This window comes from Paenibacillus jepli (assembly GCF_047238105.1).
Taxonomy (GTDB): domain Bacteria; phylum Bacillota; class Bacilli; order Paenibacillales; family Paenibacillaceae; genus Paenibacillus_D.
The window spans coordinates 5,210,625-5,222,772 of record NZ_JBDFMD010000001.1 but is presented as its reverse complement, the minus strand read 5'-3'; the positions used below and the strand labels follow the sequence as shown (position 1 = coordinate 5,222,772).

Here is a 12,148-nt window from a genome sequence, read left to right as displayed (position 1 = left end):
CGATTCTCCCCGACTCGTTAGTTTGATCCCTCGAACAAATAGAACGGATAGACCTGATTGTACAAATTATTCGTATTGCGGACTTCATATTGTACATGGATGAGCAGCTTCTCCGGCTGCGCCTGTTCGCGTTCCACGCGGACCTCGACTTCGTGCACGCGCGGCTCCCAGCGCTGGATCGCTTCGCGGATCTCGGCCTCGATGAGGTGCAGCGTCGCGTCATCGTTGCCCTCGAACAAGAAGCGCTCGATGCCGCAGCCGTAATCGGGCCGCATGATGCGCTCGCCCTTGGGCGTCCAGATAATGATGCGGATCGCCTCGGCGATATCCTCCTCATGCTGCACCTGCTTGATGCGGCCCGTCATCGGATCGACCTCGATCGGAAACTTCCAGCCCTTCCCCAAAAACGCTTTGGACACGACTCTTCCTCCCTGCACGATTAGGTGTGAAATGAACCGGCAGCACAGGCGCCGGGTGCTGCAAGACTCGGGCGCTGCAGCGACCCTTTTTGCCGCTGCACGATGTGGGCTCGCGGATGCGGACGCTGCAGCGACCCTTTTTGCCGCTGCACGCTGTGGGCTCGCGGATGCGGGCGCTGCAGCGACCCTTTTTGCCGCTGCACGCTGCGGGGTCGCGGATGCGGGCGCTGTAGCGACCCTTTTTGCCGCTGCACGATGTGGGCTCGCGGATGTGGGCGCTGTAGCGACCCTTTTTGCCGCTGCACGATGTGGGCTCGCGGATGCGGGCGCTGTAGCGACCCTTTTTGCCGCTGCACGATGTGGGCTCGCGGATGCGGACGCTGCAGCGACCCTTTTTGCCGCTGCACGATGTGGGCTCGCGGATGCGGGCGCTGCAGCGACCCTTTTTGCCGCTGCTGGCGCCAGGGGAGCGTGGGGGCGGGCGTTGCAACGCACCTTTCTTCCCTTACTGCTCCCACACCGGCGGATCGGCACGCTGTAACGCACCTTTTTTCCCTTACTGTCTGATGCTTGCCCCGCATCACCGATGATTAGTGCAAAAATGCATCTATTATGGCGAATTTCACCATAACCTCACTACTTAAGTGCAAAAGTGCATTTAGCCCTACAATTTTATCCATTTGTTACCAATTCAAGATCGAATAGATGCACTTTTGCACTTAAGCAAGCTGATGGGCGCTTGTCTCCGCATTTTAAGTGCATTTTTACACTTAGCGAAACAAACTCACGTTACTGTGACTCAACCGCAAGCTGCAGCTTATACCCACCCGCCGCCTGCGTCACTGCTCTTCAAGCCGCCATCAACCAGGGCTGCTTCTTTAACTAGTCAACTGTCAGCGTTGCTGCTCCTTAAACTCGCCATCAACCAGCGTTGCCGCTCCTTTAAACCCGTCAACCGTCAGCGTGACTGCTCTTTAAACTCGTCATCCGCCCATTAAACTCGTCAACCGTTCAGCGTAGCTGCTCCTTTAACTCGCCAATCGTCAGCGTACCTATATCTCAACCTCTCAACCATCTGCCCCTATGTCTCAAAACGCTAAGCGCCCTGCTCCTTTTCCTAAAACCGCCTGCAGTTGAACTATGGCGCTCACTCGTCCACACATTCAACTATTCGCCTACCCAACCTTACCTACTCATCTCAGGCCGCGCTCCCCCGGCAATCCAAAACCAGTCGATTCCCATCATGGGAGCGCATTGCACAAACCGGGTCAGCCAATTCCGCCGCATCTCATCAGGTTAGTTGATCTTCACCATCGAGCCCTTAATGTTAACCAGACCGTCAGACTGCAGATCGAGTGAAGCGCCGCCCTTGAGCTTGAGCGCTGCCGTTGCCTCGAGCGTCACCTGCGTCGATTTGATCGACACCGCCTTCGTGCTCTCGATCTTCACGTCGCCCTGCTGCGTCAGCGTGATCTTGTTGGTCCCCGCCTTGATCTCCACCTGGCTCCCACCCTTGATCGTCATCGTAATCTGACCGCCTTTATCATGCAGCTCGATCGTGTCCGCTTTGTCATTCAGCGTCAGATGATGGCCTTTGTTGGTCTTGATCCGCACCTGGCCGCCTTGATCGGTATCGTCAAATTCGAACTGATGCCCGGCACGGGAGGTCATCTTGCGAATATTGTTCTTCTCGTCCATGTCATGCGGCGGCTTGTCCTTGCTGTTCCAGAGACTCCCGATCACAATCGGCCGGCTGATGTCCCCCATCTGAAAAGCAATCAGCACTTCATCATTGACCTCGGGTATAAAAAACATCCCCCGCTTGCCGCCTGCCATCATGGTCGTCACCCTCGCCCAATCAAGCGCATTGATGTCGTCCATGACGGGTATTTTCACCTTGACCCGCCCCAGCTTCTCCGGGTCCTTGTTGTCGGTCACCACCCCCACGTACACCCCGTGCACGATGCCCATCAGCTGGTCGTTTATATTCGAAAAGGAGTCATACATTGCCTACACCACATTTCCTTGGATGCTAAAGCGCGTCCGGTAGCCGGACCCGTCGACCGAGTGCGAGGCGCTCTGCACGTAATATACCTGATTGAGCTGCTTGCCCAACCCTTCGAGCCGTACGTAGCGACCTGCCCTAATCTCCGGCAGACCGATGCATTCCGCATCGCCGGTGAGCAGATTCATCGCTCTCTCATTCATAACGGCCTCGGCCTTTTGCTGCGCTTCCTGCTTGTCTGCCACATTCAAGTACAAGGTCTGGTCAAAGCTGCCCATCGTCTTCAGCAGATCGGCGCCGGTCCGCGAACCCGCCCCGATCTTGTTGACCGAGGAGGACGAGCCCTCGATTACTTTTTGCGTCTTCGGGTCCCAGCCCCGGACGTTGACCCCGGTTACTTGGTCAGCCACGTTCAGGTCGATGTGAACACGGGTCAGATGCTTGCCCCAGGCCATCGTCATGAGCGGGGTTTTCTGCTGGTTTTTCTTGCGAAAGTACATCGTCTTGCCGACGACGAAAAACTCGTAGTTCAAGCCCTTGGCCAGCGCAAGCAAAAACTGGTAGTCGTTCTCCGGCTTTTTCGGCAGACTCGGCACCGGACTTGCGGTCGGATCGATCACAAAGCTGGTGGCGCCGTGCGTCTGGCCAATCTCCTTGGCGACATCGGTGATCTTCTTGTTGGCCCAGGTCGTCGCCTCGATCCCGCGCATCATCTTGAAGGAAAGATCCATACCCGTTACCGAGATCGTCGGCGCCTCGCCGCTTGAAAAGTCGATGCGGACTGCAGTCACATAACCGAAGAACAGCGGCTCCAATCTGTCGGTATATCCGATATGCACCTCCAACGGCTTGCCCGGCACGAGCAGATCCAGCCACTCAAAATCCCGGCTCACCGGATTGTAGGCGTTGGCCACCACAAAGCTGACGGTGTCGGACGCCGGAGAGGTCGTCGTCTCGACCTGCACCTGGGTAATCGCCATCCCTTCACGCACGGCGTCGCGATTGTTGATAAACAGCTTGAAGCCAGGGGCGATGAAGTTGCGGTACTTGTTCTCCAAATCATCAAATGTGAATTTGTCGCTGCCAAGCTTGATGTTACTCATCGTTACTCATCCTATCCGTACAGACGCGGAATTTTGATCACGGAGCCGGGCTCCAGCCGCTTGGGGTCTTCGATCTTGTTGGCCCTGGCGATCTCCCGCCACAAGCCCGGATCCTCGTATTCCTCCGCCGCGATCTGCCACAGCTGATCGCCCTGCTTGATCGTCCGCTGCTTGGTCCGGTCGGCGGATTGCCTCGGAATCTGCTTGAACTGGTCCTGGATGCTCTGGACGGCCTTGAAGGTTACGTTAAGCGTAGCTCTGACGGGAATCCCGGAATCGAGAAACATCGTAAAGCTTTGCGACACCTTCTCGACGACGCCCCGGAACTGCAGCGAACCCCAGATGAACTTGCAAAGCGGAGGCGCATGCAGATCCTTGTCTACATCCAGCAGAGCGGTGATCTTCGCGGTATGGGTGCGCACATCCTTGCCCGCTTCGTACGAATCAAAGAACAGATCCATCGTCAGCGTCGTCGCCTCGCCGCTTACAAACTGGGCAATCGGCTGCGACAACCCGGGGATCGTCTGCCAGGAGTAGCTGTTCGACGATTCCAGCTGGTATTCGCTCGGATTGAACAACACCTCGACCCGTTCCGGAGTGGACCCGCGCTCGATCATAATTAGTGCTTTTTTCAGCGCCATGCTAGAGCTACCTCCCGCTTCAATTGAACCTGACTATAATCCACGCCGCTGCTGCTCGAAGCGCATGCGCCTCGTTATCTCCCGGTACACCTGGTCGGCCATCGCGCGCACATCGACCGCCGGAGCGCCGGGCTGCGTACGAAGCTCCTTCAGTTCGCCCTCCAATCGGCTGAGCGACTTGCGGATCACGCTGTCCCGCTCCCTTCCGTCTCTCGCCGAGGCTCGCGCGCTGACCGCGAATTCGAGCGGGACCGGGGCCGCCGCACGCTGCCGCTGACGCGCCGCCGGACGCATGCCAGCTGATGTGGCTGCATCCTGCTTGTGCAGCAGCGACGGCAGCTGCCGCGCCGTACGTCCCATGGCAGGCTCGGCCTCAGCTCCGTGACCGTCAGCTTGCTCCCTCCCGGCCGCGTGAACCGGGACGGACAGAGACAGGCGCTGGTGGAGCTCCCGCTCTCCTGCCCCAGGCGGCCCTCCGTCAGTCCGACCACCGGTCATGGCGGACACGGGGCGGACAAGGGGCGGCCGCATGACCTGCTTGGCGCTGAGCATCGCCGGTGTACGTCTGGCGACGGCCGGGACTGCTCCAGCCTGGCGGCCGGAAGGCTGCGGCGCACTCCGTCGCGTCATCTGCATGGCCGGACGCGGTTGCATGTGGCGGCGGACCGCCTTCGCTGTCACGTCAGCCGCATGAACAGGCTGGGCCGCCGGGGCCATGACCGGGGCCGGCGCCTCCCGGACAGTGCCGGACGCCTGCTCCGCTGCTGCCGCTGTCGGTACGGCGCGTACCGACAGCGGCACCTCCCCATGCGCTGCAGCAGCATGTGCTGCGAGCGGGCCCGCCGCCCTGGAACGATCCGCGCCAGCGACACTGGGCTTCAGGCCGCCGCCCCTCCCCAGGGCGGCACCTGGACGCGGCGGCTGCTCCCTGCCCGTGCGGGTGGCAACGAGAGGAAAACCAGATGCCAGTCGGCCTCCTCCCGCGCGCGCAGCCATACCCGGGCTGCTATCGGTCTGTTGGAGCGTGGACATCGGCCGGAGCATCGTCATCCCCGTGGCTGAGCGGCGGCTCTGCGCGATGGCAGTCCGACGGTCCCCGGGACGCCCGACTGTGCGGGCAGCATCAGTACGCCCGTTCCCAGAAGCTGCGGCGGCTCCGCGTTCAGCGCCGGCCCGGCCCGTCACAGGGAGGCTGGGAGCAACTTGAGTATTCCGGGTGCCTGGCATGCCGGATCCTGACTCGCTCAGCAAGGCGGATCTGCGGTTCGCTTCCAAAAGGCGGTTTCCCGGAGAGACAGAACGTTTGTGGATCAATCGTTTGGCTAGCGGGGAGCGCAGCAGCATGAGGCTGGCATGATCCACAAGAATGTCTGGCGCTCCTTCGACCACGGACCCGAGCCCGGTCGGACCCGTTGCCATTGCAAAAACGTCGCTTGACGGTCTGCCCCAAGCAGTCGTACCTATAGCAGTCGTGCCTATAGCAGTCGTGCCCGCCTGAGCCGGTCCGCTCCCAAGCGGCCGGTCACCTCGAGCTTCGGCTCGCCCTACTGGCATTGACGTCCTGGACATCGACGTCAGCCTGGCGGCCCTAGCCTGTCTGTCCTGCACAGTATCCCCTTCTCCTGCAAGGGGCGGGACAGGCGTCTGCCGGGACGATGCGGATGACGCACGGCCAGAGGTCAGTTGGGCCGTCCCCTCAGCCCCCGACACCGGATTGCGACCGGAGCGTCTGTCTGTCTGCTGCGCTCTGCGTGTCCCCGCCTGGCGATGCGAGATTCGGAGTACGCCCCGGGCCGCGATATAGGCGCCAGCGGCCGGCTGCCAGCCGCTATCCGGGGATGGCTGGCTTAGCGGGCGCTGCGGGCGACTCCCGTTCTGCGCTGGCTCGCCACGCGTCCGCTGACCCTGCGGTGAAGGCGTGCCACCCGTTCGCTCCTGCCGGCTTAGGCTTTGCCCCGCTCGGCCAAGCGACTGCTGGCCTTGCTGTGCAGGTCGGCCTTGCCCCTGTTGCAGCCGGTCGCTGCCATGCGCTGGCTGGTGCTGCAGTGTCTGCCGGTCTTGCTGTGATCCCCCCTGCGGATCCTGCGGCGCACGGCCCATCTGTCGGTGGCGCGTCTGGATACGCTGCAGCAGGCCTCTGCCGCCAGTCATCGGCTTCGCATGCATTTGAGCTGCAGGCGACGTGAGACGCGGTGCCGGGACGGCATCCGATACAGTCCGCATCAGCCAGTCCCGGATGCGGGCGCTGCCGCTCAGCAGCATAGCCCTGGAAGCCGCGCCGAGCGTATCCCGCTGGGGCCGGCCAAGTCCCGCCCCCCGCCGGGCGCCTGGCAGATCGCCGCCCTCGGCGCTCCGGCTCGCATCGTTAGAGCCCGGCAGCTGCGCCTTTCGTGATGGCTCCGGCTGCAGCCGGCTGGCTGTCCCCGCAGGACGTGCCCCAGGCCCCGGGCTTATCGCCGGACGGTCAGGTCCCGCGGCAGCAGCCTGCGAGCCCGGCACTCGGTCCACACCGGCGGTTCCCCTTGCCGTGCCATCCGCAGCCCGCTTGCTATGGATAAGAACGGCTGACACTCGTTTGTAGCTTCGTTCCGCAGAAGGTCGGGCATTATCGGGCTGCCCGGCCTCCGACTGACCAGCTTGCCAGTCCGGAGGCCGGCTCCGCAGAGGCAGAGCGGTGATGCGGATCTTATCCGCCAACGGACTGACCGATAGTCGGGAGCGGACATCTTCGGCTAGCGACGAAGCTCGGACGCCGCCGACCGGGAGCAGCCCGGGGCTGCGGAAACGCGGCGTCGGCATGAGAGGATCCGCCGCCTTGCCAGGGGCTGCCGCTCGGAACCGGGCGCCTTCGCGTACCGCCGCGCCAAGATCGGGACCGCTGCTGACGCCACCCGGCTTAGCTGTTGCCGGGATCGTCCCCCGCCGCACACTCAGCTGGGACGCCGTCTCCGGCAGCAGCTGCCGCCCGGATCGCAGCCGGACCGCTGCGCTGTCCGCTGACTGGCCCCGGATGTGGGCCTGAGCCGATCGCTTCCTCACCGCTGCACTGTCAACTGGCCGGGGCTGGGCCTCTGGCCGCCGCTCAGGCTGCATGGACGACGCGGGAGGCGCGACTCGGGGCTCCGGCTGCGCGGGAGGCGCTGGAGCCGCGACCCGGCGCGCCGTCAGCTCCCGCGCCCGTGCGCGTTCGCTCGGGCGGCCGCTGCTAGCAGCGTCGGCCCGCGGCCAGCGAGCCATCTGCAGCCGCTGGTCGCGATGCACAAGTGCCGCGCGCAGCTGCGAAGCGGCCGCAGACGAGCGGCGCACACCTGTTCCGCCCTCAGCTGCAGGCGTGGGAGCGCCACGATCAGCGGCTCTCCCCAGGGCTGACGCCGTTGCCGTGCGCTTGCCCCTCTGCCCGGTCTCGTCCTGGCGAGAGGCTATATGATCATCCGCAGCGCCGCCAGTTGATAGCTGCCCTGCCCCCGTGGACTGCCGATGCGGACGCTGCATCGTCTGAAGTCTGGTCATCCGCTCATAGCTGACGCGGATCATGTGCTCTGACGTGCGCAGCAGCCTCTCACGCACGGGCCCCCTACGTTCTGCCAACGTACGCGACACATCCGATGCTGAGTTGTATTGAGCCCCGCCTGCACGTCGTTCGGCAGCTGTACTCGGGCTGCTGACGGCATCAGACTTCAACTTTCGACGGGATGCCTCAAGCCTGTCTCTCTGCTCGCGCGGCGCTTCCTGACTGGCGATCTGGCGAATCGACTGCCTGAGCGACTCCAGTCTGGCCGTCTCCGCCCGGATCGTGCGAAGGATCAGCCGCTGCTCTGCGCTTGCAGGCGTCGCTCGTCTGCGCGCCTGTTCCGGCTGCCCAATCCTGGCGCTGGGCTCGCTGCCCCGGCGCTTCGGCGTATCCTCCGCCGAGCGCGCCGAGGACAGCCGTCCGGCATCCCGCTGTCCCCCTGCATGATGTGGCGACCGCCGGCCCTCATCTTGCAGTTCCCTAGACGGCGTCCCGCTACCTTTCTTCGTCTCCATCCGGAATGTCTGGAGCAGCTTGAGATAGTAGTTGGCATAGCTTGTCTGAATATGGATATGCAGATCCGTTGCGCCTCGAGCATCCAAAGAGCGTCTGGAGGGGGTCAGGTAGACGAAGCCGGCGCTGCGGATCGAGCGGTTGGCGAGCCAGCCGTATTTGCCTGTCAGCCGGTCCACAAACCGGCGGTCCGTCAGGGCAATGCTGACGAGCGGCTGCTCCTCCTTCATTACGCTTCCCCTCCTTTCCTCTCCTCTTCTCTTGCTCCGGCCGGGCTTCAGAGCACCTTGAAACCGTTATGTGTCAGCTCGATCGATTCGAGCGCCACCTCACTGCTGGATGCGTTGAAGTCCGGCCCCGACCACTTGGTCGGGTAGGCCTCATAAAAATTCCATCGGCGAAACTCCTGATCCAGTTCATCATACAGAATGATCGAACCGCTCTTGCGCACGATCTGGCCCTGCATCACCTGACTGTACCAGTTCCACAGCTCATTGGTCAGCGTCATCCCTCTGCGCAGGACTAGCGGCGTCAGCTTGGTCCTCCCCGGCAGACGATGCACATATTGATTGAGTCCGCCCTCGGCATGCTCGTACACCTCAGTCTCCACAGACAATCCGCTGACCTCGGAGAATCCCGCGACCAGCATCCCGTCGAGCTCGACCATAAAGCGATAAGCGCCCACGACATGGGAACGGCTTTGAAAATATCGGCTTAACATGAACCATCCTCCGCCCAGCGTCTCTCCGACGAGTTACTTGTGCTGCGATTTGATTGAGCCCGTGGTCAAGCTGCCACTCAAAAGACGTCGAACGGGTTGTTGCGTTCGGGCTCGTCATTCATCTTGCGGTTGATGCGCGAGATCTCCTCGCACCAGCGCCGCCGCTCCTTGTGCTCCATGTTCATGATCTCGTCATGCGGCCAGTGGAAGTAATACGCGATGAATCCGGCTTCTTCGTACAGCCGTTCCGCCGGATAGACCGTTAGACTTCCCCCGCCTGCAGCAAAAAAGAAATGTCCACCTCATGCTCATGATCGCAGTTGGGACAAACGGACTTGACGGTCAAATTGTCGATATCGTTAATATGGCGGTATAGATTTTGGAGATAAGCCAGATCGGCCGTAAACATCTTCTCGATCGTCTTGGTATCTACCGCCCGCAGATCGCCTAGCTTGGTGACGACCCTGGCCAGCAAAATGATACTCAGATACCCGGGGTTCTGCTGCACGCGCGGGTCCCGCATCGGCAGGATCTCGTCGGCGGCCGTAGCGAGCCTCATCACTCCCCGGCGGTGCAAGGTTCCGCTCTCGTCGACATAACCGCGAGGCAGCTCAAAGTTAAACTCGGTTTGAAAAGCCATAAAGACACTCCTTCTCATGAAAAGCTGACGGAGGAACAGTGACAGTCCACTGCCCCCCGTTCAAATGATTGTTCACCCGAATCTCATGTTTCCAGCTGCGATGATCTGTTTATATACTGAGTAATGGCTTACGACTGGGCAATTGCCTCGTTTGGAAAAGAATTGCTTCCACAGAAATCCTTTGCCAGTCGTGCGCTACAAAGCAACTTACTGCGTACGCAGCATGCCTTCATGCGCCAGCTCCAGCAGCTCGATGGCCACCTCGGAAGCCGTGGCGTTGAAGTCAGGCGCCGTATACTTGGCCGGCCAAGCTTCGATGACCTGCCACGTAGCCACGTCTTCGCCCTCTTCATTGACAGCGATGATGGTGACCGTCTTGCGCTCGATCGTGCCCTCGACGATGCATTCCTGAACCCATTCAAACAGGTCCAGCGAATCGGTAGCGCCCCACTTCAGGGAGATATTGCCGTACTTCGCCAGCCCCGGAAGCTTGCGCGGCGTGATGACGTCCGTGCCCTCCCGGTACTCGATCACATCCAGCGAGGCGTCGAAGCCGGATACTTCGCTGAAGCCCGCCTGTTCGATGCCCTCTACCTCGACCCTGAATCTAAACTTGCGATATGGATCATTGCGTTCGCCCGCCATATTCTAACTTCCTTTCACCTATTAATTAATGATGGAATCGGATTATTGCTCGTTTGTCTTCTGGGTAATGCGGAATACCACGAACTCAGCCGGCTTGACCGGTGCGATGCCGATGATGCAGATGAGGCGGCCGTTATCGATATCGTCCTGGGTCATCGTGTTGCGGCTGATATCGATGTAGAACGCTTCCGACGGGGATGAGCCCATCAAGGCCCCGCCGCGCCAGACGCGGGTCAGGAAGGCGTCGATCGTGCGATGCACGCGAGCCCACAGACGCTCGTCGTTCGGCTCGAAGACGACCCAGTTGGTGCCCGCCTTGATCGATTCCTCTACGAAGATGAACAGGCGGCGGATGTTGATGTATTTCCAGAGCGTATTGGAAGAAGTCGTACGCGCCCCCCAGATGCGGATGCCCTGTCCGGAGAAGCTGCGGATCAGGTTGACGCCTTTGGGATTGAGCACGTCCTGCTCGCCGCGGTTGTACTGCACGTCGAGTCCGGTGACGCCGCGGATGACTTCATTGGCTGGCGCTTTCTCGATGCCTCTCGTGCTGTCGCTGCGCGCATAGACGCCGGCTACCGAGCCTGCTGGCGGGACGAAGATATTGCGCTTCTCCAGCGGATCGTATACTTGCAGCCACGGATTGTACAGCGCAGCATAGCTGGAGTCGAACAGCTCGCGATGGGTAAGCACGTCCTGGATCTTGGTCTTCTCGCGCGGGATGTCCAGGATCGCGAAGCGGCTGCCCAGTCCTTCGCAATGGGCAACCAGTGCCAGCTGCACCGAAGGATCCGTGACGCCAGGGACAGCCATGATGCTGACCTGATCGTTATCCACGAACGCCTGGATGCCTGTCCGTCTGCCGGGGCCGTTGTCTTCTCCCATGTAGGAGGCCGGATCGATGCCGCTCAGGCTGCCGTCCGAGCCGCCGGAGAGCACGATGCTGTAAGGCGCCGCGTCTTTCTTGAACAGCCGGGTCAGCTTGGCCTTGCTGTCTGCCGTTACGGACACAAGCTCCGACTTGGACAGTACGGTGTCGACGTAGGTCGGCGCACCTGCATTGAAGGAGCAGGCCTCAAAGGTCTCGGACTCGGAGCCGTAGGCCACATGTACGGTGAACTCGGCTGTGCTCAGCGTCTTGGTCGGGAGCAGTCCGGTGTCCACCGCATCTTCCGGCAGCGCCTCGTCCAGCTCGATGATGTTGTCGAACACCGTTACGACATTAGCCGAGGTTACGGCTTCTCCGTCCGCGTAGTTGACGACGTCGCCGGCATGGAAACCCGCACTGTTTTTGACACGGTACTTGTTGTCGCCCAGGCTCTCGAAGATCTGGGTTTTGGCTTTGCTGGCAGATTCCAGGATGACTTTGATCTGATTGCCCCACGCCCCCGGATTGCGCGCCTCGACCGTAAATAACGGATCGTCGCTGACCGCTACGGCTGCGTCGGCAGGCACGACCCGCATGATGTAGGCGCTGGAGCCGCCATTTACAAAAAATTGCTCTACCGCATAAGCAAGATAACGGTAGGATCCGAATTGCTTATCGGACAGATAGGAGCCATACGTTTTTTTGAACTCGTTCATGTTGGTTACCAGCTGCGGCAAGCCTTCGGACGGACCGCGCTCGGCTACGCCGAGAAAGCCAGCGACGCTGGTGCTGACACCGGAGAGCGGCTGCCCGGCACTATCAAACTCCTCCACATAAACCCCTGGCGAAAAATATTCGGCCATTGTTGTCGCCCGACTCACAGAAAACGCAAAACGGCCGCGTAGTTGTGAAATCGGTTCCTCCTTTCATGACTTTAAAATATGCAAGATCGGGCCGGTAAAGAGGTTGTTCAAAAAGTCCGCTTTTGATCACGAAGTAATTCAGGAAGTAGATTCGGCTTCGAATCTTGAATGCAGTCGAAACTTCCGGTGCTCACGTAGCTTCCACTACGCTCCGCTCCT

Annotated in this window: 10 protein-coding genes and 1 pseudogene; all 11 read right to left on the bottom strand. The window is 61.0% G+C overall.

Annotated features, from left to right (window positions below):
- Positions 1–17: 17 nt before the first annotated feature.
- A complete protein-coding gene (locus tag ABC336_RS22315) occupies positions 18–419 on the bottom strand; it encodes a GPW/gp25 family protein (RefSeq protein ID WP_413240736.1) in 402 nt (133 codons plus the stop codon).
- A gap of 20 nt (positions 420–439) precedes the next feature.
- Positions 440–673, bottom strand: a complete 234-nt coding sequence (locus ABC336_RS22310; RefSeq protein ID WP_413240735.1) for a hypothetical protein — start codon at positions 671–673, stop codon at positions 440–442.
- Positions 674–1,715: 1,042 nt separating this feature from the next.
- Positions 1,716–2,426, bottom strand: a complete 711-nt coding sequence (locus ABC336_RS22305; protein WP_413240734.1) for a phage baseplate assembly protein V — start codon at positions 2,424–2,426, stop codon at positions 1,716–1,718.
- Positions 2,427–2,429: 3 nt separating this feature from the next.
- A complete protein-coding gene (locus tag ABC336_RS22300; protein WP_413240733.1) occupies positions 2,430–3,527 on the bottom strand; it encodes a phage late control D family protein in 1,098 nt (365 codons plus the stop codon).
- An 11-nt stretch (positions 3,528–3,538) separates the two neighbouring features.
- Positions 3,539–4,168 (bottom strand): CIS tube protein, encoded by a 630-nt coding sequence (locus ABC336_RS22295; protein WP_413240732.1) that lies wholly within the window; start codon positions 4,166–4,168, stop codon positions 3,539–3,541.
- A gap of 33 nt (positions 4,169–4,201) precedes the next feature.
- On the bottom strand, positions 4,202–8,422 hold the full coding sequence (locus ABC336_RS22290; RefSeq protein WP_413240731.1) for a hypothetical protein: 4,221 nt from the start codon (positions 8,420–8,422) through the stop codon (positions 4,202–4,204).
- Positions 8,423–8,469: 47 nt separating this feature from the next.
- The gene (locus ABC336_RS22285) at positions 8,470–8,913 is read right to left on the bottom strand and encodes a phage tail protein (protein ID WP_413240730.1); all 444 of its coding nucleotides are present in this window, start codon (positions 8,911–8,913) and stop codon (positions 8,470–8,472) included.
- A 77-nt stretch (positions 8,914–8,990) separates the two neighbouring features.
- Positions 8,991–9,164, bottom strand: a pseudogene (locus ABC336_RS22280) (DUF6760 family protein); the annotation flags it as partial.
- 11 nt (positions 9,165–9,175) lie between these two features.
- Positions 9,176–9,553: a phage tail assembly protein gene (locus tag ABC336_RS22275; protein ID WP_413240729.1), complete on the bottom strand. Its 378-nt coding sequence runs from the start codon at positions 9,551–9,553 to the stop codon at positions 9,176–9,178.
- A gap of 207 nt (positions 9,554–9,760) precedes the next feature.
- Positions 9,761–10,198, bottom strand: coding sequence for a phage tail protein (locus ABC336_RS22270; protein WP_413240728.1), 438 nt, complete (start codon positions 10,196–10,198; stop codon positions 9,761–9,763).
- Between the two features lie 42 nt (positions 10,199–10,240).
- Positions 10,241–11,929, bottom strand: a complete 1,689-nt coding sequence (locus tag ABC336_RS22265; protein ID WP_413240727.1) for a phage tail sheath family protein — start codon at positions 11,927–11,929, stop codon at positions 10,241–10,243.
- Positions 11,930–12,148 lie beyond the last annotated feature (219 nt).